The sequence below is a fragment of the candidate division TA06 bacterium genome, assembly GCA_016235665.1.
Classification (GTDB): domain Bacteria; phylum Edwardsbacteria; class AC1; order AC1; family EtOH8; genus UBA5202.
In genome coordinates this window covers 113,533-136,966 of sequence record JACRJI010000012.1, presented here as the reverse complement: position 1 = coordinate 136,966, position 23,434 = coordinate 113,533, and the positions used below count along the sequence as shown (strand labels likewise).

Genomic DNA, 23,434 nt, shown 5'->3' with positions numbered 1-23,434 from the left:
AGCCCAGGCATTAATGCCTGGGCTATTTTTTGTCTTCCGTTTATTTCACCGCTGCCTGAGCTACCGGCTGTTTCTTCTTTCGCATCAGGAACAAGATCCCTCCGGCCACCAGCGCCAGCACGATCACCAGAGCGATGATATTATGGGCTATCATGGAGACGATGATGGTTACCAGAGACAGCACCAGGGCAATGGGAAAGGTCATCAGCCCCACCACAAAGCGGCTGGCGGTGCCCAGGAACGGCAGGACATCCAGCACGGTGTGCAGCGGACCAAGCAGCATCAGCATCCCGATCCACATCATCAAAAAGCCGATGATCCGGCCGATCCAACCGGTCATCTTGTACTCCGCCTTAAGCTGGGCTATGGCCTCGTCCCTGGTGCCGGCCATGGCCCGGTAGAACTTGGTCTCGCCCTTGATCATATACGGCTCAATGGCCCCGCCGATCAGCTTGCCGAAGACCGTCACCTTTTTGCCGGAAGCGATGGCCCCGAAGCTCAAACGGATATCGCCCACTTCCGGTTCGCTTAAGGTCCCCTTCCCCTTGAACAAATAACCTTGTGAAAGCTTGAAGCTGTCGGGCATCTCCGGCGACAGGTCGTTCTGTCCTATCTCTAATTTCGGGGCGTCCGGCAGCTGCATGTTCTGGATATCCAGCTCATAGGCCCCCAGTTTGGCCTGGCTGGCATAGAATTCCTTTTCCGCAATATCCAAGCCGGGATTGGCGTGGCCCTCGGGCTTCTTGAACTCGGCTGAGTTCTCCGGGTTGGAGGTCCATTCTTTTTCGTAGGTGTAAGTAGTGGTGGTGGTCTCGCTGCCGCCCATCTTTTTCTCGGACTTTGAACTGGAGCGCTCCCTCCAGGCGTACATCTCCACCGTCCGCTGCAGCATAATGTAGCTGCCGGGCCGCAGGAACTCCGGATCGCCCACCGAATCTGGAGTTTCCAGGGCTCCGGTGGCCGAGACCAGCTGGTCCTGGCCGTTCTGGTCCACGGACTGCGTGGACAGGGCCACCGCCTTGCCGGCGATCTTTGCATAATTGGTGCGGCCCTCGGTCTTCCACAGGACCACGAAGGAGAAGAAGAACAGCAGGATGCCTATCAGCACTCCCATGAAGGAGTTCATGATCCTTTTGCCCCACCCGGTGGTGACGGTTTCGGTGAACTGGTCCGCCATGGTCCATCCTCCTTATATCTGTTTCAGTTTATTAGGAGTATTTCTGTAAACAATTAGTTTCGTCCATTAGCCCAGCCCTTACGGACTGGGCTAATGACAGACATCATGCCATAGTAATAGAGATCAGTACTTGGCCGCCACCGGCATTCTGCGTCCTGACCCGAAGGCCTTGCTGGTCACCTTCAACCCCGGCGCGGCCTGCCGCCGCTTGTACTCGCTGTTCCTTACGGCTTTGATCACCCAGTCCACCACCGCAGGTTTGTAGCCGCGCTTGATGATCTCTTCCCGCGACCTGCCGTCTTCCAGATGATACTCAAGGATCGCATCCAGCACCGGGTAGGGCGGCAGGGTGTCCTGGTCCTTTTGATTGGGCCGCAGTTCGGCCGAGGGCGCTTTCTTGATCGTGGCCCCGGGGACCATCTCCCCCTTCCGGTTGACATATCCGGCGATCTTGTAGACCAGGGTCTTGGGAACGTCCGAGATCACCGACAGCCCGCCGCTCATGTCGCCGTACAGCGTGCAGTAGCCCACCGCCATCTCGCTCTTGTTGCCGGTGGAAAGCACGATGTGCCCGAACTTGTTGGAGAAAGCCATCAAAATATTTCCCCGGATGCGGGCCTGGATATTCTCCTCGGCCAGCCCGGATCTTGTGCCTTTGAAGGTATTTTTAAGCGAAGCCAGGTATTTTTGGTACAGTCCGGAGATGGGAATGACCTTAAAACCTATCCCCAGGTTCTCGGCCAGCTTTCTGGAATCGTCCACGCTGCCTTTGGAAGAATAGGGCGAGGGCATGGAGATTCCCGTCACGTTTTTGGGACCCAGCGCCTCGGCCGCGATTGCTGCCACCAGGGCCGAGTCAATCCCGCCGGAAAGCCCTATCACTGCCTGGTGAAAACCGGTCTTTTTAATGTAATCCCGCAGGCCCAAAACCAGGGCTTGATAAACATCAACGGCCGGGTCAGCCTTGAACCATTTTGCGGAGAGCGCAATGTCCTCTGTGTCAAATATCGTCAGTTCTTCCAGGAAGGCCTTCATCGTCAGGACCGGCTGTCCGGCTTCGTTCACTGCAAAACTGCGGCCGTCGAAGACCAACTCGTCGTTTCCGCCTATCTGGTTGACATAGATGAACGGCCTGCGGTATTTCTTGGCCAGCCTTGTAAAGAGGCCGGACCTGAGGGAAGCTTTTCCCATTTCGAACGGCGAGGCTGAAAGGTTGATGAATATTTCCGCCCCTGCCTTGGCTAACGTTTTTACTGGATCCTGATTGTACGGTCTCCCTTTTGGCCACAAGGCGGCATCGTTCCATGCATCCTCGCAGATGGATATTCCCAGTTTCCGGCCTTTGAAGTTCACCACCGAGACTTTTTCCGCCGGTTTGAAGTAACGGGTCTCATCAAAGACATCGTAGGTTGGCAGCAAAGTTTTGTGCTGGGTGAAGATGACCTTGCCACAGTGGATCAACAGTGCCGAGTTATGCAAACGCATGGAAGTTTTTTCCACGACCAATGTCGGCGCCCCAATTAGTATCCCAGTGTCGGGATATTTTCGGGACAGTTTAGTAATGTCCTTTATGGCCTGCTCAATCTTCCGCAGGAACCAGTCCTTTTCCAGCAGATCGCGGGGCGGATAGCCGGTCAGAAACAGCTCGGGAAAGACCAGCAGGTCGGGCTTTTGCCTGGCGCAGGATTTTAAAGCCGAAGCGACCTTGGCCAGATTCCCTTCTAAGTCTCCCACCACCGGGTTATATTGGCAAATGGCGATTTTCACCTATTTTAGAACCTCAGTAAATTATTGTTAGGATAAATTAAGATAACGTAAATCGGAGCTAAAGTCAAGAAAAAAAGGACGGCCAGCAATGGCCGTCCTTTGATATTTTTCCCGAATCCGTCTAATCCTGATTTTGGCTCTGATTCTTGGTCAGCAGCTGGGCCGTCTCGGCCAGTTTGATGAACTCGGCCCGGTAGCCCTCCTTGTCCTGCCCCTTGGCCCCGCGGGCCAGCGCCAAAGCCTGCCCGTACGATGCCTTGCCCTTGAACTCGGAGTCCCTGATCAGCAGGCCGAACTCGGCCACCGCCGCGGCAAATCTGAAATCTTCAGAAGCTTCCGCCATCTCGCCGTTGCGGTCCATGATCACTTTGGAGATCAGCTTGCTTTCGCTCTCGGCCGGCAGCTTGTAGCGCAGTTTCACCGTCATCATCTCGGAACTCTTGGAAGCATTGGGGGAGACCTTGGTCTCCTGGTACTTTAAGGGATCCACCCCCGGGACCTCTTCCTGTGAACCGGCCGGGATGATCTCGTACAGAGCGGTCACGGTGTGGCCGGAGCCCAGCTCGCCTGCGTCCTTCCTGTCGTTGTTGAAGTCTTCCTTGTTCAGCAGCCGGTTCTCGTAACCGATCAGCTTGTAGGCCTTCACCTTGGCCGGGTTGAATTCCACCTGGATCTTGACGTCCTTGGCGATGGTGAACAGGGTGCCTCCCATCTGGCTGACCAGCACCTTGCGGGCCTCGGTGATGTTGTCGATGTAGGCGTAGTTGCCATTGCCCTTGTCGGCCAGCTGTTCCATCCTGGAGTCCTTGAGATTTCCGGTGCCGAAGCCCAGCACCGAAAGGTAAATCCCCTCTTCCCTCTTCTGCTCGATCATCCGGATCAGTTCCGAAGTGGAGGAGACTCCCACATTGAAATCCCCGTCGGTGGCCAATATCACCCGGTTGTTGCCGTGCTTGATGAAATTCTCCCTGGCTGTCCTGTATGCCAGCTGGATCCCGGCCGCCCCGGCGGTGCAGCCCCCGGCCTCCAGTTTGTCCAGCATTTCCAGGATGGTCTTCTTGTCGCTGCCCGGAGTGGAGGGCAGGACCAGACCCTCGGCGCTGGCGTAGACCGCGATGGCCACCCTGTCCTGAGGCCGCAGCTGGTTGACCAGCAGTTTGAAGGCTGATTTCAAAAGGGGAAGTTTGTCAGGGCTTTGCATTGAGCCGGAGACGTCCAACAAAAAGACCAGATTGGCCGGGGGAAGCTTGTCCAGAGGTATTTCTTTTCCCTTCAGGCCTATCCGCACCAGGCGGTGGCCCTGGTTCCATGGGCATTCGGCCACCTCGGTATGCACCGCAAAGGGGCGGCCATCGCCGGGCTGGGCGTAGGTATAGTCGAAATAGTTGATCAGTTCTTCTATCCTGATAGCATCCTTGGGCGGCAGCTGCCCGGAGCTAATGAACCGCCGCATATTGGCATAGCTGGCCGGGTCCACGTCGATGGAGAAGGTGGAAAGCGGGTCGGCTTTGACCTGCTTAAAGGCGTTCTCTTCTATCTTGGAGTATTCCTCGGTGTTGAAGTCCTGGGGCTGTCCCCGGTAGACCATTCCGGAGCCTATTGGCATGCAGGCCGGGGCCGATTGTTCACAGCATTTTGCCGCCACATCAGGAAACAGCCGGTTCTTCTCGTCCTTGGCCGGGATCGGGGGGTTTAGTTTGAAGTCAACAGTCACTGTCGAACCGGCTTTGACCGTGATATTTTTTCTGACCTGGGCATCGTACCCGGCGGCTGAGGCTTGGATGGAATATTTTCCGGCCGGGACATTGTTTATGAGATACTTCCCCTGGTTATCGGTCAGGGCGCTGAATTGCGTGTTCAAAATATTGACCGCGGCCCCGGAAACGGCCCGGCCGGTCCTGGCGTCGGTGACCGTCCCGGCCAGGCTGCCGGTCTGCTGGGACTGGAGATAGCTGAAGCAGCTCAGGATCAAAGCCGCCGTCAGGGCTATCAGGGTAAGCTTTTTCATTTTTCCTCTCCCTTAAAGTAATTTGGTTTTTGGTTGGCTGTTTAATATACGTTGGAAGAGGTGGGATTATTCCCGGTCCGGATAAATTTATAGCCCCGGCCTTAAGGCCGGGGCTATAATAACAGATCAATTACTGTAACTTTACTACTCTTTTAACAACCCCTCTTTCTTCTTCAGCTCCCAAACCATCTTCTCCAGCAGGTCGCTGGAGAACCCTTCCTTGGCCGGCTTGGTCTTCTTGATCTCCGGCGCCAGGAACATTTTGGCCCCCTTCTTCTCGGCCGGCATGCCGGGCAGGGCCGTCCCGCCCAGCTCGGAGAGGATCTGCTTGGAGGTCATGCCGCAAACCGGCGGAATAGCCTGCTTAAAGTGCTGCAGCCGTCCCTCGGAATTGATGAAACTACCGTCCTGCTCGGCAAAGGCGCAGGCGGGGAGCACAAAGTCTGCTGTTTTTCCGGTTTCGGTCAGGAACAGGTCGGCCGCCACCAGCTTCTCCAGCTTGGAGAGAGCCTGGCCCAGCTTCTTGCCGCCGGGTAGGGAGCCTAAGGGGTCCTCGTTCCAAAGCACCGCCGCCTTGATGACGCCCTTCTCCATTTGTTTGACGATCTCGGCCGCAGGAACGGTGACGAACCGGTCCACCCCGTTCAGGTTGGCCTTGGCCCTTAAGGCTATGAAGTTCTCCGGAGTCTCATTCAACAGCAGGAAGTTGCCGATGGCCTTGGCGGTCTCGCCGTCTATCGCCTCGGCGTTGAAGGCTATCAACATATTTTTGTTCTGCGATAAGACCTGGGCCAGCTGCTCCAGCTCGGCCTTCTTCAGCCCGCTGTCTTTGAGGGCCGCCGCCCCGGTGATCTTGGCCAGGCCTTTTTTGTATTCAGTGAAACCCGCCAGGTTGGAAGAGGCTGTCAGTGCCTTCAGCGCCCCGTTCAGCGCCGAAGAGATGCCGCCCGCTTTGACCGTGAACTGCCCGGAGGCGATCTCGGCCAACGGTCCTGATTTTTCTGCCAAGATGTAGACCGGTACGCCCTTTTTGGCCGCCTGTCTTAAGATCTGCCCGAACACCGGATGCTGGCTGTAGGGGTCTGATCCCACCAGCAGTATGGCCTGGGCCTTTTCCAGGTCGGCGTAGCTCTTGCCGTTCAGTCCGCCCAGTATCTTTTCCAGTTGGTCCAGGGCCCGGCCTTCTGAATAAACCAGGCTGGAGAATTTGGTCACGCCTTTCTTGGCCGCCCATGAGCGCAGGCCCTCGGCCTCTTCCAATGAGGTCCGGCCCGAGGCCAGCACCCCCACCGCTTCCGGCCCGTGCTTCTTGACAATGGCGTCGATGTCCCCGTTAATCAGATTGAAAACCTTCTTCCATTCCACCGGGACATGGGATCTGCCCTGTTTCACCAGGGGTGCGGCCAGCCTTTCCCGGCTGTGGATCAGTTCAAAGCCGAACTTGCCCTTGAAGCAAAGCGACCCCTGGCTGGCCGGGCTTTCCTGGTTGCCGGTCAGCTTGACCGCCTGGCCGTCCTTGGAATGGATCTCGGTGCCGCAGCCCACCCCGCAGAAGGTGCAGACCGAGTTGGTCTTGGGCATCTCCCAGGGGGCCGGCTTCAGATGACGGGGACGCTCGGTCAGCGCGCCCACCGGGCAGGTCTCGATGCAGGCCCCGCAGGACACGCAGCTGGATTCGGGGAAGGGTTTTTCCAGCGACGGGGCCACGATGGTGCCGAAGCCCCGGTAGACGAAGCCCAGGGCCGAGGCCCCCACCACCTCCAGGCACATCCGGACGCAGCGGCCGCACAGGATGCACTTGCTCTGGTCCCGCACCAGGAAGGGATGGCTCTCGTCGATGGGGTGTATCTTGACCTCGCCCATGAAGCGCTTGACCGAAGCCTGGTACTGGGTGGCGTAGTCCCGCAGTTTGCATTCCACCACGTCGGCGCAGCCGCATTCCAGACAGCGCCGGGCCTCGTCCGTGGCCACGGTGGAGACGAAGCCTTTTTCCACTTCCTCAAAGTTCCGGCGCTGGGCGATGGGCAGCATCGGCATCTGGGCCTTGGCCGCCTTGGGGATGTGGGCGAAAAGCTCCTTGGGCACTTCGTTGATCTTGCCCTTGGTGATGTTGAAGTTCTTGACAGGCTTGGCCGCCTGCCCGGTTATCAGATAGGAGTGGATGGCTTCGGCCGCCCGGTGGGCCCCGCCGATGGCCTCCACCACCGTGGCGGCGCCGGTCACCAGGTCTCCGGCCGCGAACAGTCCCGGCACATTGGTGGCCCCGGTCTGCTCGTCGGTCTTGATGGTGGACCACTTGGTGGTCTCCACCCCGTGGTTCTGTCCCAGCACGGAGAGGTCCGGGGCCTGGCCGATGGCCGCGATGATGGTCTCAGCCTCCACCTTGTAATCAGAGCCGGCCTGGGGCACCGGGCGGCGACGCCCCGAGGCGTCGGGCTCGCCCAGTTCCATCTTCTGGCAGATCAACCCGCCGCCCTCTGTTTGGGTGCAGGCGATCACCCGGGTGGGCGCGGTCAGGAATCTGAACTTGACACCCTCGTGCTTGGCCTCCTCGATCTCGAAGGGGTTGGCCGGCATCTCCTTTTCCGAGCGGCGGTAGACTATGCTTACCTCCTCGGCCCCCAGCCGCAGCGAGGTCCGGGCCGCGTCGATTGCGGTGTTGCCGCCGCCGATCACCGCCACGGTCCTGCCGATCTTGATCTCCTGGCCCATGGCCAGTTTCTTAAGGAAGCCGATCCCGTCCCAGACCCCGTCCGACTGCTCGCCCTCCACCCCCATCTTGGTGGAGGCGTGGGCCCCGAAGCCCAGGAATACAGCGTCGTATGATTTTCTTAAGGAATCAATGGTGAAATCCTGGTTCAGGGTCTGCTCGCATTTTATCTCTATCCCCAGGTCGGTGATGGTCTTGATCTCCTGGTCCAAAACCTCCTTGGGCAGACGGTACTGGGGAATTCCATAGCGCAGCCAGCCGCCCGGTTTGGGCAGGGCCTCGAAGATGGTGACCTGGTGGCCTTTTTGCCTCAGGTAGTAGGCCGCGCTCAATCCGGCCGGCCCGGCCCCTACTACCGCCACTTTCTTGCCGGTCTCGGGGGCGATCTTGGGAAGATACGGCTTTCCGGAGTTGAGGTCAAAATCGGCGGCCCGGCGCTTAAGGTAGCAGATGGACACCGGCTCCTCCACCAGGTTGCGGCGGCACTCGGTCTCGCAGGGGTGGGGGCAGACCCGGCCCAAGCTGGCGGGAAGCGGCAGGGTGTCCTTGATCAGCTTGATGGCCTCGGCCTCCATCCCGTTGGCGATCAGCGCGGTGTATCCCTGGACGTCGCAGCCGGCCGGGCAGGTGGCCTGGCAGGGGGCGATGCAGTCGCCGGAGTGGTTGGAGAGCAGCAGCTCCAGGGCCAGCTGGCGGGCGGCCCGGATCTTCTGGTTGTCTATGTCCACCACCATCCCGTCGTAGACCTTGGTGGCGCAGGAGGGCACGAAGCCCCGGGCCCCTTTCACCTCCACCAGGCAGACCCAGCAGGAGCCGAACGGCTCCAGCTTCTGATCGTGGCACATGTTGGGAATGTCCAGGCCCTGCTTTTCGGCTACTTGCAGGATGGTCTGGCTGGAATCGCAGATGACTTCTTTGCCGTTGAGCTGTATCTTTATCTCGGACATCTTTATGCTTCCTTGTTATATTCTTGTGATTGAGCTATTATCCGTTTACCGGGCCTCCCTCTCCTAATGCTTTAGGAGAGGGGCAGGGGTGAGGTCAGCTGACCCTGATGGCGTCGAACTTGCACTTGGCCACGCAGCTGCCGCACTTGACGCACTTGGCCTGGTCTATGGTGTGGGGCTTCTTGACCGCGCCCGCAATACAGGATGACGGGCAGACCCGGGCGCAGGCGGTACAGCCCACGCATTTCTCGGCGATGATCTCGTAGGTCAGCAGTTCCTTGCAGCTGTGGGCCGGGCATTTTTTCTGCTTGATGTGGGCCTCGTACTCATCCCGGAAATACTTGATGGTGGTCAGCACCGGGTTGGGGGCGGTCTGCCCCAGCCCGCACAGGGAGGAGACCTTGATCTTGTCGGCCAGCTCTAAAAGAAGCTCTATGTCGCCCTCCACGCCTTTCCCCTTGGTGATCCGGTCCAGTATCTCCAGCATCCGCTTGGTGCCCACCCGGCAGAAGGTGCACTTGCCGCAGGATTCCTTCTGGGTGAAGTCCAAAAAGAACCGGGCGATGTCCACCATGCAGGTGGTGTCGTCCATCACCACCATGCCGCCCGAGCCCATGATGGCCCCGGTCTGGGTCACCGAGTCGTAGTCGATCACGGTGTCGGCCAGGGCCGCCGGGATGCAGCCGCCCGAAGGCCCGCCCATCTGCACCGCCTTGAACTGACGCCCCCCCTTGATGCCGCCGCCCACCTCGTAGATGATCTCCCGGACCGTGATGCCCATGGGGACCTCCACCAGGCCGCCCCGCACGATCTGACCGGCCAGGGCGAAAACTTTTGAGCCCTTGCTCTTCTCCGTTCCCAGGGCCGCGAAGGCCGCCCCGCCGTTCAATATGATCCAGGGCACGTTGGCGTATGTTTCCACGTTGTTGATGTTGGTGGGCTTTCCCCACAGGCCGGAGACCGCCGGGAACGGCGGCCGCAGCTTGGGCATTCCCCGCTTTCCTTCTATCGAGGCCATCAGGGCCGTCTCCTCGCCGCAGACGAAGGCCCCGGCCCCTTCCTTGATCTTCATTTCAAAATTGAATCCGGTACCCATGATGTTCTTGCCCAACAGGCCCTTCTTCTTGGCCTCGGTGATGGCCAGCTTCAGCCGCTGCACCGCCAGCGGGTATTCGGCCCGGACGTAGAGGTAACCTTCCTGGGCCCCGATGGCATAGGCCGCGATCAGCATCCCCTCCATCACGTTGTGGGGGTCGCCCTCCAGCACCGAGCGGTCCATGAAGGCCCCGGGGTCGCCCTCGTCCCCGTTGCAGATGATGTATTTCTTGTCGTTCTTGCTGTCCCGGGCGAACTGCCACTTGCGGCCTGTGGGAAAGCCGGCCCCGCCCCGGCCCCTTAAGCCCGAATCCAGCACTTCCTTGATCACCTGCTCCGGGGTCATGGTCTTGAGCGCCTTCTCCAGCGCCTGGTAACCCTGGTGATCCATGTAATCCTGGATGCTCTCGGGGTTGAACACCCCGCAGTTGCGGAGCACTATCCTCTTCTGTTTGGCGTAGAAGCTGTCGTCGGGAAGCGATTGATTGTGGGCCCGCACCAGCCAGTCCGTCACCGGCTGATGCTTTGCCAGATGCTCGTCAACAAACCGGGGCAGGCGTTCCGGCGTCATGTTGCCGTAGGTAAAAAGATTGCCGCCCTTGTCGTAGACGTCCAGCAGCACCTCGCGGTAGCACATCCCCACGCAGCCGGTCTCGGCCAGGGCCACGTTAAGCTTTCTTTTTTTGATCTCGTCCTTAAGGGCCGCCATCACCTTGTGGCCGCCAGCCGCGATCCCGCAGCTGCCCAGCCCCACCACCACCCGGTAGTCGGGGCTTTTTAAGGATCTTTTCTTGGTTTCAGCAGCAGTTCTCAAGAGGCTTTCCCTCCGTTATATATTGATTTGATTGAAGACTTCAGGTATATGTACATTACCTACCACGGAAACACGGAATCGGGAAACCACGGAATATTCCGGAACATTTTAAATATGGGGTTGCGCAAAGTTGAAATTTATAATTTTCAGTATTTCCGTGGTAAAGGAAATTCTCTTTATTCCCCTGACTTCCAGACATACTTCCCGGTCCGGTCGATGTAGCCCCAGGTGCCGCCCTCGGTGTTGCCGTAGGAGTTCATCTTTCCGCCCATGTTGACCATGGCCAGGCCGTGCTTGAAGTCCCAGGCGTAGTCGAACCGGGGCTTGATCACCGTCTGCCCGGCCTTGTTGATGTACCCCCATTTGCCGCCCTGGATGATGCCATTCTCGTTCATTCTGCCGCCCAGGTTCACCAGGGCCAGCCCTTCGGAGAAGTCCATGGCGCCGTCGAAGCGCGGGGCGATGGCCATCCGGCCGGCCCGGTTGATGTATCCCCGCTTGCCGCCGATGCGGATGCAGGCCAGGCCTTCGCAGAAACCCGAGGCCGCGGCGTACTTGGGGGTAATTATCCTCTGTCCGGCGGTGTCCACATAGCCCCAGCGGCCGTTGAGCTTGACCGCCGCCAGCCCCTGGTAAAAGTTGCCTGCATCATCGTAATGCTGGGCCACCACCACCCGGCCTAGTGAGTCTATGAACCCGAACTTGCCCTCGGTCTGGACGATGGCGAACCCGTTGACGAAACTGCGGGCCCCGTGGTAGACCGGCGGGATCACGGCCTCGCCGTTCTTATTGATGAATCCCCAGCGGTCTCCCAGCTTCACCAAAGCCCGGCCGCCGGAAAAGCTCATGGCGTCCTGGTACTGGAACGGCACGATCACTTTGCCGCTCTGGTCTATGAAACCGTACTTGTCGTTCTGCCGCACCAGGGCCAGCCCTTCGGAAAAACTGCGGGCGTCCTCGTAAACCGGCTCGATCACTGTTTTTCCGGTCTTGTCTATGAATCCCCGCTTGCCCCCGGAGATCATCCCGGTTTCGATGGTCTTGCCGCCGACGTTCACCAGGGCCAACCCTTCGGAAAAATTCTTGGCGTCGTCGTACTGCGGGGTGACGGCCATCTCGCCATCGGGGCTGAGGTATCCCCACTTGCCCCCCACCACGAACCCGTATTCGTTCTTGGTTCCGCTGATGTTGACCAGGGCCAGGCCCTCTGAAAGATCAAAGGCCCAGTCGTAATTGGGCTCAATTACAACCCGGCCTTGCTGGTCGATATATCCGAACTTGCCCTGCTGGTTGACTGGGAAAAGCGCCTTTGGGCCAGCCTGGGGCTGCGCCCACAGCAGACTGCCCATAGACAGCAGGGATAATCCTCCCCATAATGTTCTTTTCAACCCGGTCATGATTTTACTCCTTTTGGTGGAGTTTATTGACCAATGCTTACCTATCCACAGATTTCGCAGATTTTCACAGATTATTTACTTAATATTTAAGCATCATCTGCGTTAATCTGCGGATTAAATAGTCCCCGGGTAAATCAACGTTCGCTAAAAATCCTTGGCCGCCTTGCGGGCGCTGTCCGGGGTCAGCCGGCCGTAGGTCTCGCTGTCTATCATCATCACCGGGGCCAGGCTGCAGCAGCCCAGGCAGGCCACCGTCTCCAGGGTGAATTTTCCGTCCTCGGTGGTTTCGCCGTCTCCCACCTTCAGTTCGTCCTCCAAAGCCTGGCTGATCTTGACCGCCCCGCTGACATGGCAGGCGGTACCGTGGCAGACCCTCATCAAATGCTTTCCCACCGGCTTCAGCCGGAACTGGGTGTAAAAAGTGGCCACGCCGTAGACCTGGCTGGCCGGAAGATCCATGGCTTGGCTGATCTGCTCGATGGTCTGTCCCGACAGGTAACCCAGCTCGGCCTGGACCTCCTGTAATACCGTGATCAAAGCCCCCTTGTTGCCGGCGTGCCGGGCCACGGCCTTTTTCACCGCTGGGTCCGCTGCGCCCTTGACCGCCTTGGGAGCTGGCTTGGCCTTTTTCATAAGACTCCTGCTGATAGCATTACTGGATGGTTTTCCCTTGAATGCAAAATTTATTCTATCACATAAAAACAAACCTTTGCAAGACCCAAATCAACTATTTTCAGCATATTTTTCCCTGCTTGAAATTTGGCCGTAAAAGCTATTGATTTTATCCAGGCATCGGGTTATATTTGAAAGGAACTGAAATAACCCTTTTCCACTGAAACACTGAAGGGCGGAATCAAAACAACTACTGGCCTATAGTGAATAATTTTCCAGAATATTCGGCTTTCCGTGTTTCTGTGGTTGAATAATCGTTAGATCCCATACATCAACCCTCATTGCATCATTACAAAAGGGGGACAGCATGGCCGAAAACAAAAAGGCAAAAAAACTCTTCGTGCTGGACACCAACGTGATCCTGTACGACCACACCTGCATCGAGAATTTTGAGGAACACGACATCGTCATCCCCATCGTGGTGCTGGAGGAGCTGGACAAGTTCAAAAAAGGCAGCGACCTGATCAACTTCGAGGCCCGGGAGTTCATCCGCAACCTGGACAAGCTGGCCGGGGAGCATCTTCTCACCAAGGGCATCTCCCTGGGCAAGGGCCGGGGCAAGCTTCACATCCTGGTAGGCGACCCCCATTCGGAGCGGGTTTACCATTCCTTCGCCGCCGACAAGGCCGACCACCGGATCCTGGCCATGGCCGAGGAGCTGACCCGGAAGCATGCCGACCGCCAGGTGGTGATAGTGACCAAGGACATCAACTTAAGGATGAAGGCCAAGTCGCTGGGGCTGCAGGCCGACGATTACCTGACCGGCAAGATCCGGCAGATGGACCAGCTGAATGTCACCACCCGGGTGGTCGAGGACATGGACAAGGATTTCATCTCCCAGTTCTACCAGGAGCCCTACCTGGTGCCGCGGGCCGCCTTCCCCCTGAAGGAGGAGCTGCTGCCCCACCAGTATTTCGTCTTCAAGAACCACAGCTCCAGCGTGCTGGCCCATTTCAACCCGGAGAAGGACGGCCTGGAACGGCTGGTCAAGCGCCCGGCCTACGGCATCGAGCCCCGCAACGCCGAGCAGATCTTTGCCCTGGACGCCCTGCTCCGCCCCGAGATCCAGCTGGCGGCATTGACCGGCAAGGCCGGCACCGGCAAGACCCTTTTAGCCTTGGCCGCGGCTTTGGAACAGCGCCGCAATTATCACCAGATATTTTTGGCCCGGCCGGTGGTGCCCCTGGCCAACCGGGACATCGGCTTTTTGCCCGGCGACATCAAGTCCAAGATCGACCCCTACATGGAGCCGCTGTGGGACAACCTGGCCGTGATCCGGCACCGCTTTGCCCCTGAAAGCAAGGAGCACAACAAGATCAACGAGATGATCCAGAACGAGAAGTTGGTGATCTCGGCCCTGGCCTTCATCCGGGGGCGCAGTTTATCCAACATCTTCTTCATCGTGGACGAGGCCCAGAACCTGACCCCGCTGGAGGTCAAGACCATCATCACCCGGGCCGGCGAGGGAGCCAAGATCGTCTTCACCGGGGACGTTTACCAGATCGACTCCCCTTATCTGGATGCCCAGTCGAACGGCCTGAGCTACCTGGTGGACCGGATGAAGGGGCAGAGCCTGTTCGCCCATGTCAATCTGCTGAAGGGCGAGCGCAGCCCCCTGGCCGAGCTGGCCAGCAATTTGCTGTGAGTTGTCAAGTTTAAGACACAGGATATTTCGATAGAAAAGAAAAAGACTGCGGTTTTAGCCGCAGTCTTTTTCTTTATGGCTGAATATCGTCCTGCAGGTCCGAACAGCAATCTGTGAATACAAAGGCTACATCTACATTCCAGACCTACGGGTAAAGAACAATATTCAATTAATGGAAAAGTGATTTCACCCCCTGCCCCGCTCACAGCCCCCAGTCTCCTAACCGAGATTGGGGGTTTTTTGCGTTTCCGGGCCTTCCAACCACGGAGGGCCTTATTTATTAACCCCAACAAAGGAGGAATTATGTCAAAGGAACAATGGGAATTTATCCAGGCATGCCAGAGAGCGCAGGACGAGGCTTTTGGCATTGGAGACTTTGCGCTGGCCGTCAGTTGGTCAGAACACATCCTGGAAGCACTGAGGTAACCAAACATTAACTTTATTTGGAGGAAACCATGTCTACCAAGCTACAGATCAACCAGTGGCCGGACAGTCAGACTTGCATTGGGTGTAAGTTTGCGGTGTTCATTAATGCCGGGTACAACGTGTCGGCCTATGGATGTCCCAAGGAGCTCAAGGCTAAGGACAAGTGCAAGGGCCGTAAAGAGGCTACCCCGAAACAATGGATGGAAAAGTTCTAAGCCTGTCAAATAGGCAGGTCGTAACATAACACAAAGGAGAAAGCCATGATTAGTAGAACCAAGGCCTTTAAACCTGATGTTGCCGCCATTGTAACCGATCAGATCCTGGAAGCGATGGAAAAGGGCGTCATACCCTGGCAAAAGCCCTGGAAGACCCACTTACCGATGAATATGGTGTCCAGGAGGCGGTATCACGGGATTAATTTGCTGATCCTGTCCTTGTCAGAGTATTCATCACCATTCTATTTGACTTTTAATCAGGTGACGGAATTGGGCGGGACGGTCAAGCCGGGGTCTAAGGCCATGAGGATCGTATATTGGAGGCTGTTGGAACACATTAATGCTCAGTCCGGGGAAATTACCGAAGTTCCGATGATGAGGTACTACTGTGTATTCAACCAGGAGCAGACTTTGGGGATAGCGGCAGACGAGATCCCGCAGATAGGGTCAGAGATCAACCCAATAGAAGCTTGCGAAGAGGTTTTTAACAGCATGCCCAATAAGCCGGGGTTGATAGGGTCCAGGGAAGCGTATTACGACCGGAACGAGGATCTGATAGGAATGCCAGCCAGGGAGTGGTTTGATAGCCCGGAGGAATACTATTCTACCCTTTGGCACGAGGCGATCCATTCCACCGGCCACCAGAAAAGGCTTAACCGGGATAACAGCTACGACAAGGCCAAGTTCAGGGAGGCTTACAGCAACGAAGAACTGATCGCGGAGCTGGGATCGTCATTTCTGTGTGCTTATGCCGGGATATCGCCTTTGACCATTCAGAATCAGGCCGGGTACATTGACTATTGGTGCAAACGGCTTAAGGGAGACCGGAGGCTGATCATCTTTGCGGCATCGGCGGCACAGAAGGCGGCCAACTACATCATGAACGAACCTGGGGAAATTAACTATAACGCCTGTACATGGATGGGCGACTACTACAACATTTAAAAGGAGGAATCATGAATACTGCAACCATCACGCACAAGAGGGAGCGTAAAAAGTACACCGAAAGGCTGGAAGTCAGGGCTGCATGTCCGCTTTGTGGTCATACGGCGATTATTGTCTTTAGCGGAGGAGAACAGGAGGTTTACTGTCCGGATAAGTTCTGCCCCAACTGCAAAGACCGCCATGAAGAATAACAACCGCACAATTTGAGCCGCTTGGAATTAACCAGGCGGTTTTTTTGTGCCTAAAAAGGAGGAGAGTATGAAACGATATCCGACCTACCCCTTGGAGCTTTTAAAGGTATCAGAGGCCATTACCCAGTGCCAGATATGCCGGCCGCAGGCAGTCTATGAATACATGAAGGAAGAATCTATGGCCGACCGGGAGATCTTCTGGGTATTGCATCTTAATACCAAGAACCGGATAGTCAAGAAGGAGATGACAGCCATGGGAGCGGTGGACAGTTGCCGGGTGGTTCCTGCCTTGGCTTTGAGGGGAATTGTGGCAAGCGGAGCACCAAGCATGATGACAGTTCACAACCACCCCAGCGGAGATCCCACCCCGTCAACAGAGGACCGGCAGCTTTGGGGAACTTTGAGAGACGTTTGTAAGATGTTGGGCATCCGGGTCCTGGATAATATGATTATAGGGGCCAATGGGTATTATTCCGAGGAAGAGAATAAGTAGGCTTTGAATTGGGACGGGGTGTAGGTAAAAGCTTGCCAGGGTTCGGGGGTAAATTCATACAATAATAATGTAATGAATACGGCTAACAGAGCAATGGTGTAGGGGGACTGGACCAGGCACGTTTTATCCAATTAATTACTAAGGGCACGGATTAGGGGTTTAAAGTGCAACTTTGATTGTTATACTCAGGTTTGTATGAGATAATATGCAAATCATGGGTGGTCTTTATAATTGACCCTTCCCGATTAATATCAGACTTGAAAATGTCTTCATTATCGCATACAATATGTTTACGGCATTAACTATATACACCTAATGAAAGGGCTTTACATTGAAATGGATTACTCGTGCTCATGTCCACGTTGACCGTGTGGCCTGCCCCTGGTTGATTAAGCGATTCGTCGATGCTGATGCGGAGTTCGTCTTTGTCGCCAAGGATCTGGTTGACGCTGAAGCCAAACGGTTGAATGCGATTCCGTTTGATGCACCAGGTGTCGAATTGGGCCACCAGGACGGCCATTGCAGTTTCGTGTCCATCGTCAAGAAGTACAACCTGAAGGACCCGGCATTATTGAAGCTGGCTGATGTGGTCAACGCCGCCGACACCGGTACGATGGACAAGAACCCGTTCGCCACCGGCCTGGAAGCCATCGCCGTTGGCTATTCACTGCTCTATTCGGATGACCACCAGAACATCGAACACCAGTTCCGCGTGTATGATGCTCTTTACAATTATTTCAGGATGCAGGGATCGAAATGACTGACCAAAGGGGAAATATCTGGTATTCCAGGATCGTCGAGTTCCTTGGTTTAAAACGCTCGATGGTAGCCCTGATGTCCATGGTGATCCTGGTCGGTCTGGGCGAGAAGATGGCCGAGCGGTTCCTGCCGATCTACCTGCTGGCATTGGGCGGCGGGTTCCTGTCGGTGGGCTTCCTTAATGGAATGGACAACCTGCTATCGGCGCTGTATTCTTTCCCTGGCGGGTATCTGTCGGACAGACTGGGGCACAAGAAAGCCCTGCTGGTGTTCAACCTGATTGCGCTGTTTGGCTACGCTATAGTCATTCTTTTCCCGTATTGGCCAGCGGTTTTCGTCGGGGCTGTGTTCTTCCTGTCGTGGACCGCCATTTCATTACCGGCGATCATGGGCCTGGTCTCCAAGGTACTGCCGCAGAACAAACGCACCATGGGCGTGTCCATGCATTCACTGGTACGGAGGATACCGATGGCCGTAGGTCCCTTGATCGGGGGCCTGTTGATCGGCATCTATGGGGACAAAACTGGCGTGCGGTTGGCGTTCGTGGCGGCATTCGTCCTGGGCCTGGTGTCGCTGTTGATCCAGCAGGTAATGATAGAGGATGATAAACCCACCCAGGTCATAGCTGAGAAAAACCCGCTGAAGCTTTGGCGGTTCATGGGTGCGGATCTCAAACGGTTGCTGGTTTCGGACATCCTGATCCGTTACGCCGAGCAGATACCCTACGCCTTTGTGGTGGTGTGGTGCCTTAAGAATAATAGTATTTCCGCGTTCCAGTTCGGCATCCTGACCGCTATCGAAATGGCCGTCGCCATGCTGGTCTACATCCCGGTGGCGTATCTGGCGGACAAGTCCACCAAGAAGCCGTTCGTGGTGATCACGTTCTTCAATTTCACCGTATTTCCGCTGTTCCTGCTGTTCTCCCACTCTTTCCCGATGATGGTGCTGGCCTTCGTCATCCGGGGCTTGAAGGAGTTCGGGGAACCTACCCGGAAAGCTATGATCATGGACTTGGCCCCGGAGGACAAGAAGGCCGGGATGTTCGGGTTGTATTACCTGGTGCGCGATGTGATCGTATCGCTGGCTGCCTTCGGCGGAGCGTTCCTGTGGCAAGTGTCCCCGGCCGCCAATCTGCTGACAGCGACCGGTTTCGGCATACTTGGAACGTTGTACTTTTGGGTGTTCGGACGTGATCTGAAAAGTGTTTAAATGCAATTAGAGTAATATGGACAGCAAATATTCATTCGTTCAAGCATTGCTGGCGGCGACCCTGTTCGGCCTTAGTGCGCCCCTGGCGAAGTTGTTATTGGGCGAGATCGAGCCTGTAATGCTGGCGGCATTGCTTTATTTGGGGTGTGGCTTTGGGCTTTTGACTTTGAAACTGGTTTCACGATTGGCAGGTTCCCGGTTAACGGTAGAGGCCCTTCCGTCACAAAATGATTTTGGATGGCTGGCGGGCGCAACCCTGGTCGGAGGTGTGGCCGCTCCTATAGTGATGATGCTCAGCCTGAAACAGACTACGGCCGCCACTGCTTCCTTGCTGTTGAATTTTGAGAGTATAGCCACCGTATTGATAGCAGTGTTGTTGTTCAAGGAGGCCGTTGGCAGGAGGATCTGGATAGCAGTGGCATTTGTCGCTCTGGCAGGGATGGTTTTGTCAATCGAACCGGGCAGTAAGTGGATCGTTTCGGCAGGGTCACTGGGTGTATTGATGGCTTGTGTCTTGTGGGGCCTGGACAATAATTTCACACAGCGTATATCGGCGAAAGATCCGTTGGTAATAGCCATGGTCAAGGGAATAGTGGCCGGATGTGCATCACTCTTTATTTCGTGGCTATCGGGCGGACATTTACCGGGGTTATTGCCTATCCTTGGCGCGTTGGGGCTGGGATTTGTGAGTTATGGATTAAGCATCTATATGTTTATCTTATCCTTGCGTGGGTTGGGGACCGCCAGGACCGGAGCTCTGTTTGGTATCGCTCCGTTTTTAGGTGTCGTCGGGTCGATTATTCTATTTGGCTTGACGTTGACTTGGCAGTTTCTGGCGGCGTTGCCATTAATGATCTTTGGCGCATATTTGTTGTTGACGGAACAGCACCGGCATTATCATACACATGAAAAATGCGAGCATACCCACGCCCATAAACACGATGAGCATCATCAGCATGATCATACCGGGATGCTTTTGGCAGGGGTCACGCATTCGCATATGCACAAACACTCCACCCAGCCACACGAACATGACCATACACCGGATATACATCATCGCCATAGCCACGATAGCCACGGATAAGGTATCCCCAGCCCTGCCGTCTGCCTCTGCCCTAAATAATGATGGCTACAGCATCCGGGCCAGACCTTCCCCTGCCGAGCCTTCCCATCTCTGGACTCTCCCATCCTGGCAACCCCATCCAAATTCTGTATCCCAAAGAGGGAAGGCTGCTCTGGCGCAATTTAAACTGAGCGCCTAAGGGGAAGGGTTCTGCCGAGACCGACCCGTCTTGTCCCTTTCAGGGGCTGCACTTCGTGCTACGGGCTGTGGTCTATCTGATCGACCGTTGTTTAACCAGCAACGGTCTTTTGTATTTGCCGGCAAATATATCAAGATATATGTGGTGGAAGGGCGTGGGGTATTATTTCGCTTGCATTTTATTGGTCTTAGATGTATGCTTATTATGATAATTATTATTTTACTATGACGGAGGGTATCCACATGCTGAAGAGATATTATGTCGTATTAGTTATCACGTTGATCATCATTTCCGGCTGTAGCAAAAAGAATCCGGTTGAGTCTTCTACTAACATAACCGTGAAAGTGGTGACAGATGGCGGAATACCTGTAGCCGGGGCCTGGATTGAAGGCGGCATAGATTGGGATGCTTACTCTGTATCCACCGACAATTATGGTCAGGCCATTCTGCCTGGGTCGGCTCTGGGTAACACGGCGGGTATCTATTGTACTAATTATTTTCCCAAATCTATCGATAAGATAGATACGGTGCAATATTATTTACAGCCCACCAGTCAAAATCTTTTGGAACTGGGGCCGGTGCTTGGTTCGCCGGTAAAATTCGGGGCAGGTCAGCTGGCTACAATAGATTATTGGGGCTGGTACCGGGTATATTCCCATAATACCCAATCGGCCAGTCTAATTTATTCCCAGCAATTACAGGATTCGTCGCTATGCATTAAACATATTAAGCTTTCCAACGATACGATGTGGTTCTCAACCCATGACCGGGGTATCTATGCCTATTCAGTGGCGACGATGGCTTCACCCCAGCTTCTCTTCCATTTGGACATCCCCGGACATAGAAATGTATTCGCCATCAAGGATTCTATTCTGGCCATCGGTTCACCCTGGGACCCTGACAGCATTTGTTTTATAGTATGGCATGGCGACGGGACCTGGCACAAGATAGGCGGGGTACAAAAGTATCTTGTTAATGAGATGGCTTTCGTCGGCAGCAATCTGGCGGTGCTGGGGTACCAAGGTCTTCCGGATATCATTGACGCCAGCAATCCCGCTGATCCATATCTGGGTTATCATGGCTTGGTGCCGAATTGGGAGCCAGGCTTCATCTATGGTCAATATGCCGTGTTGATTGAGTCTTTTATTAACTTTGTAAATTTTACAACCCAATTCCAAGTAATAGACGCGAGCAACGCTACCAGTCCAATAGTGGTCGGAACATTTCCATCCGATGGTTACCCGTTGGGCGCGGTCTCGTCACAATACGGTTATGGCTGGATGGGAAGCCATACTTACTGTGTCCTATCCGGTAGCATTTTGTCAGGCTACAGCGCTGTGGCAACGATGGCTGAGCCAGGGAATTACCCTGCCAATACATCTGTCGGCGGCAGTCATCCTTATTATATCTTTGGCAATAAACTATGGATGATGAATGCAAAAAAGAAATAGGCGAAACCCGGTCTATAATCCTTGTTCCGAATTGATAAACTATATTTTTTCTACCCCCCCAGTGCCCATGTATATAGTATAGGTATATTCCCCGATGGTGTGGAATGATTTTATTTGATATTTAAGAATGCAATATAATTAATACACAAAAGGAATCGTTATGAAAAACCAAAAAGGTTTCTCGTTACTGGAATTCCTGGCAGCAATGGTCATTGTTTTTGCGCTGGCGACCATTGGATATTCACAGTATGTAACCTCCGCTGAAAATGCCAAGCAAGCGGCAATAATTGCCAATATGTACAGCATACAACTTAGCGCCGAAGATTTTTCCACTCAAGCAGATGGTGTTTATGCGGGGGGCATAAATACTGAGGTTGCCCAAGTATGTCCTGCCAATCCCACCAACCATAACGTAATGGCTGGTGCCACCAAGCAACCATTCCCATCTGAAGCGCTTATATCAGTAGATTTTGTCAATCCGGTTGACTCGACGCACGATGCAATAAGAAACGGCCTCGCAAGAAAACCGTTCGGGTGTGTCTATTACTTAGGTTTGGATGCTGCCGGTAACCCCGCAGGAGAAGGGAATTATGCTGTTGGTTATAAAATAACGGCTATGGGACCATACCGTCCGCTTACAATTATTTGTTCAAGCGGAGGAAAGGGGGCCAGTCATGAGAAGAAATAGCGCCGTATTCATTTTTCTGACACTAGCTGTTTCCATGGCCTGCGCCGACATCCGGGTTAATGATGATACTAGCAAAAACTGGCAGGGCTGGGCGGCCATAGTCTCCGGTGTGCAGGGAACGGCTTTGATGTGGCAGGAGGATATAGAGGATAGTTCTTTTTTGTATCTGCAATGTTTGGATACCGCCGGTGTCCCGATAGGCAGCAATTTAAAACTGGATTCCAAAAACTACCGGCTGCTTCCTGCAATCTGTAAAGTTGCGAATTCGGGATACGCCGCAGTCTGGATGGAAATAGGCGATTCTTCCAACGGCTGGGATGTATATGGCCAATTATTTAATGTTAACGGGGATTCCATCGCTCCGGCCTTTAAAGTCAATGACAACAGCCTGGCTGAAAGGTATTGCCCGGATATTGCCTCCGACAGTCAGGGTAATTTTACCGTTGTTTGGATGGATTCCCGCGGTGGGTGGAAGATATATGGACAACAATATTCTGCTGTTGGAGGCCCAGTTGGGGGCAATATAGTATTGGGTGATTCGGCAGGTTGTGACCCTAAAGTATGCATGAAGCCAGACGGCAGCTTTGCGATAACCTGGCAGACAGAAACGAACAATATTTTATGGCGTAGGTTTGATCCCACTGGCAATCCCTTAGCCAATTCTTTGCGGATAAACATGCGCGATGTCAACCTGGATTATGCACAACCCTGTATTGCTGTTAATGATTCAGGCAACTATTGCCTGTCTTGGAACAGGATGATTGGTGCGGGTATGGCCATTATGTCCCAGTTCTGCGATTCATCCGGCTCACCGGTCGACAATAATATAGTAGTAAACGAAGACACGCTGATCTGGGGCGGGCATGCTTCAGCTATTTCGGTGGACAATAACCGCTTTATAATTGGGTGGACTGATGAAAGAAATTGGGTGGACAATTATTGCCAGCGCTTCTACAATGGCAGTACCATAGAAGGCAATAATGTAAAAATAAGCAGTTCAGCTACATCTGGCGAAAGATACCGGCAAAACCTGGTACTGGCAGCAAATGAAAATGCATTATACGGTGCTTGGATGGATTTGCGCGATACTTCAGCCGGTTGGGACATATATGCCCGAAAAACCAGTTATCAGGAATTGGGTGTTGAAGGATACCCCGATTATTTTATCAAACCCGGCAAACCTGTATTAAATGCCAATGTATATCCTAACCCATCACGGGCACAAATTACTTTACGCTATAGTATGCAAGGGATTGTTGGCCAGGTGCCGGTTAGTGTAAAAATATACAATATCTGCGGGCAAAATATTGACGATACATATATGGGCTTGAAGACTTCAGGAACGTATGACTTAAAATTATATGGCAATAATCGTAACTTAAGGTCAATTTCGGCGGGGATATATTTTTACCGGGTAACAGCAGGTAAACTGGTGACCAGAGGTAAGTTCGTAGTTTTAAAATAACGGAATAATTATACAACTGGCCAATAATAATTATTAAGCCGAGCATCACTGCCCGGCTTTTTTCTTGCTTTTAACTATGCTGTTGGTGTATCATTTAT

18 protein-coding genes are annotated in these 23,434 nt (G+C 54.6%); 11 read left to right on the top strand and 7 right to left on the bottom strand.

The features are described from left to right. Nucleotides 1-40: 40 nt before the first annotated feature. From HZA73_07315 to nuoE, 7 genes are all read right to left on the bottom strand, one after another. Nucleotides 41-1,177, bottom strand: coding sequence for a TMEM43 family protein (locus tag HZA73_07315; GenBank protein ID MBI5805839.1), 1,137 nt, complete (start codon nucleotides 1,175-1,177; stop codon nucleotides 41-43). 123 nt (nucleotides 1,178-1,300) lie between these two features. Beyond that, entirely contained in the window at nucleotides 1,301-2,944 is a 1,644-nt protein-coding gene (locus HZA73_07310; GenBank protein ID MBI5805838.1) for an NAD+ synthase, read from the bottom strand. 121 nt (nucleotides 2,945-3,065) lie between these two features. Further along, on the bottom strand, nucleotides 3,066-4,952 hold the full coding sequence (locus tag HZA73_07305) for a von Willebrand factor type A domain-containing protein (GenBank protein MBI5805837.1): 1,887 nt from the start codon (nucleotides 4,950-4,952) through the stop codon (nucleotides 3,066-3,068). A 144-nt stretch (nucleotides 4,953-5,096) separates the two neighbouring features. Next, nucleotides 5,097-8,609 carry an FAD-dependent oxidoreductase gene (locus HZA73_07300; GenBank protein MBI5805836.1) on the bottom strand — a complete coding sequence of 1,171 codons (3,513 nt, stop codon included), beginning with the start codon at nucleotides 8,607-8,609 and terminating at the stop codon, nucleotides 5,097-5,099. 94 nt (nucleotides 8,610-8,703) lie between these two features. Beyond that, the gene (nuoF, locus tag HZA73_07295; protein ID MBI5805835.1) at nucleotides 8,704-10,413 is read right to left on the bottom strand and encodes an NADH-quinone oxidoreductase subunit NuoF; all 1,710 of its coding nucleotides are present in this window, start codon (nucleotides 10,411-10,413) and stop codon (nucleotides 8,704-8,706) included. 281 nt (nucleotides 10,414-10,694) lie between these two features. Then, nucleotides 10,695-11,915 carry a WG repeat-containing protein gene (locus tag HZA73_07290; GenBank protein MBI5805834.1) on the bottom strand — a complete coding sequence of 407 codons (1,221 nt, stop codon included), beginning with the start codon at nucleotides 11,913-11,915 and terminating at the stop codon, nucleotides 10,695-10,697. A gap of 144 nt (nucleotides 11,916-12,059) precedes the next feature. Beyond that, nucleotides 12,060-12,548, bottom strand: a complete 489-nt coding sequence (nuoE, locus tag HZA73_07285; GenBank protein MBI5805833.1) for an NADH-quinone oxidoreductase subunit NuoE — start codon at nucleotides 12,546-12,548, stop codon at nucleotides 12,060-12,062. A 346-nt stretch (nucleotides 12,549-12,894) separates the two neighbouring features. Between nuoE and HZA73_07280 the strand changes: the two genes are divergently transcribed. From HZA73_07280 to HZA73_07230, 11 genes are all read left to right on the top strand, one after another. Further along, nucleotides 12,895-14,232, top strand: a complete 1,338-nt coding sequence (locus HZA73_07280; protein MBI5805832.1) for a PhoH family protein — start codon at nucleotides 12,895-12,897, stop codon at nucleotides 14,230-14,232. A gap of 455 nt (nucleotides 14,233-14,687) precedes the next feature. Further along, nucleotides 14,688-14,873 carry a hypothetical protein gene (locus HZA73_07275; protein MBI5805831.1) on the top strand — a complete coding sequence of 62 codons (186 nt, stop codon included), beginning with the start codon at nucleotides 14,688-14,690 and terminating at the stop codon, nucleotides 14,871-14,873. A gap of 45 nt (nucleotides 14,874-14,918) precedes the next feature. Further along, nucleotides 14,919-15,818: a DUF1738 domain-containing protein gene (locus HZA73_07270; GenBank protein MBI5805830.1), complete on the top strand. Its 900-nt coding sequence runs from the start codon at nucleotides 14,919-14,921 to the stop codon at nucleotides 15,816-15,818. A gap of 11 nt (nucleotides 15,819-15,829) precedes the next feature. Beyond that, nucleotides 15,830-16,009, top strand: a complete 180-nt coding sequence (locus HZA73_07265) for a hypothetical protein (protein ID MBI5805829.1) — start codon at nucleotides 15,830-15,832, stop codon at nucleotides 16,007-16,009. A gap of 67 nt (nucleotides 16,010-16,076) precedes the next feature. Beyond that, nucleotides 16,077-16,502: a JAB domain-containing protein gene (locus HZA73_07260; protein MBI5805828.1), complete on the top strand. Its 426-nt coding sequence runs from the start codon at nucleotides 16,077-16,079 to the stop codon at nucleotides 16,500-16,502. 331 nt (nucleotides 16,503-16,833) lie between these two features. Next, nucleotides 16,834-17,262, top strand: a complete 429-nt coding sequence (locus HZA73_07255) for a chromate resistance protein (GenBank protein MBI5805827.1) — start codon at nucleotides 16,834-16,836, stop codon at nucleotides 17,260-17,262. Continuing rightward, entirely contained in the window at nucleotides 17,259-18,470 is a 1,212-nt protein-coding gene (locus HZA73_07250; GenBank protein ID MBI5805826.1) for an MFS transporter, read from the top strand. Before HZA73_07255 ends, HZA73_07250 begins: the two co-directional genes overlap by 4 nt. A gap of 16 nt (nucleotides 18,471-18,486) precedes the next feature. Then, a complete protein-coding gene (locus tag HZA73_07245; protein MBI5805825.1) occupies nucleotides 18,487-19,554 on the top strand; it encodes an EamA family transporter in 1,068 nt (355 codons plus the stop codon). A gap of 420 nt (nucleotides 19,555-19,974) precedes the next feature. Then, on the top strand, nucleotides 19,975-21,183 hold the full coding sequence (locus HZA73_07240; GenBank protein MBI5805824.1) for a hypothetical protein: 1,209 nt from the start codon (nucleotides 19,975-19,977) through the stop codon (nucleotides 21,181-21,183). 160 nt (nucleotides 21,184-21,343) lie between these two features. Continuing rightward, nucleotides 21,344-21,871, top strand: a complete 528-nt coding sequence (locus HZA73_07235) for a prepilin-type N-terminal cleavage/methylation domain-containing protein (GenBank protein MBI5805823.1) — start codon at nucleotides 21,344-21,346, stop codon at nucleotides 21,869-21,871. Beyond that, a complete protein-coding gene (locus HZA73_07230) occupies nucleotides 21,858-23,336 on the top strand; it encodes a T9SS type A sorting domain-containing protein (protein ID MBI5805822.1) in 1,479 nt (492 codons plus the stop codon). Before HZA73_07235 ends, HZA73_07230 begins: the two co-directional genes overlap by 14 nt. Nucleotides 23,337-23,434 lie beyond the last annotated feature (98 nt).

Excerpts from the sequence above, each read along its gene's own strand:
- HZA73_07270 (MBI5805830.1), top strand. The coding sequence starts at position 14,919 with ATGATTAGTAGAACCAAGGCCTTTAAACCTGATGTTGCCGCCATTGTA.
- HZA73_07250 (MBI5805826.1), top strand. The coding sequence starts at position 17,259 with ATGACTGACCAAAGGGGAAATATCTGGTATTCCAGGATCGTCGAGTTC.
- HZA73_07265 (MBI5805829.1), top strand. The coding sequence starts at position 15,830 with ATGAATACTGCAACCATCACGCACAAGAGGGAGCGTAAAAAGTACACC.
- HZA73_07315 (MBI5805839.1), bottom strand. The coding sequence starts at position 1,177 with ATGGCGGACCAGTTCACCGAAACCGTCACCACCGGGTGGGGCAAAAGG.
- HZA73_07260 (MBI5805828.1), top strand. The coding sequence starts at position 16,077 with ATGAAACGATATCCGACCTACCCCTTGGAGCTTTTAAAGGTATCAGAG.
- HZA73_07235 (MBI5805823.1), top strand. The coding sequence starts at position 21,344 with ATGAAAAACCAAAAAGGTTTCTCGTTACTGGAATTCCTGGCAGCAATG.
- HZA73_07245 (MBI5805825.1), top strand. The coding sequence starts at position 18,487 with ATGGACAGCAAATATTCATTCGTTCAAGCATTGCTGGCGGCGACCCTG.
- HZA73_07305 (MBI5805837.1), bottom strand. The coding sequence starts at position 4,952 with ATGAAAAAGCTTACCCTGATAGCCCTGACGGCGGCTTTGATCCTGAGC.
- HZA73_07275 (MBI5805831.1), top strand. The coding sequence starts at position 14,688 with ATGTCTACCAAGCTACAGATCAACCAGTGGCCGGACAGTCAGACTTGC.
- HZA73_07300 (MBI5805836.1), bottom strand. The coding sequence starts at position 8,609 with ATGTCCGAGATAAAGATACAGCTCAACGGCAAAGAAGTCATCTGCGAT.
- HZA73_07280 (MBI5805832.1), top strand. The coding sequence starts at position 12,895 with ATGGCCGAAAACAAAAAGGCAAAAAAACTCTTCGTGCTGGACACCAAC.
- HZA73_07240 (MBI5805824.1), top strand. The coding sequence starts at position 19,975 with ATGCTGAAGAGATATTATGTCGTATTAGTTATCACGTTGATCATCATT.
- HZA73_07290 (MBI5805834.1), bottom strand. The coding sequence starts at position 11,915 with ATGACCGGGTTGAAAAGAACATTATGGGGAGGATTATCCCTGCTGTCT.
- nuoF (MBI5805835.1), bottom strand. The coding sequence starts at position 10,413 with ATGGCGGCCCTTAAGGACGAGATCAAAAAAAGAAAGCTTAACGTGGCC.
- HZA73_07230 (MBI5805822.1), top strand. The coding sequence starts at position 21,858 with ATGAGAAGAAATAGCGCCGTATTCATTTTTCTGACACTAGCTGTTTCC.
- nuoE (MBI5805833.1), bottom strand. The coding sequence starts at position 12,548 with ATGAAAAAGGCCAAGCCAGCTCCCAAGGCGGTCAAGGGCGCAGCGGAC.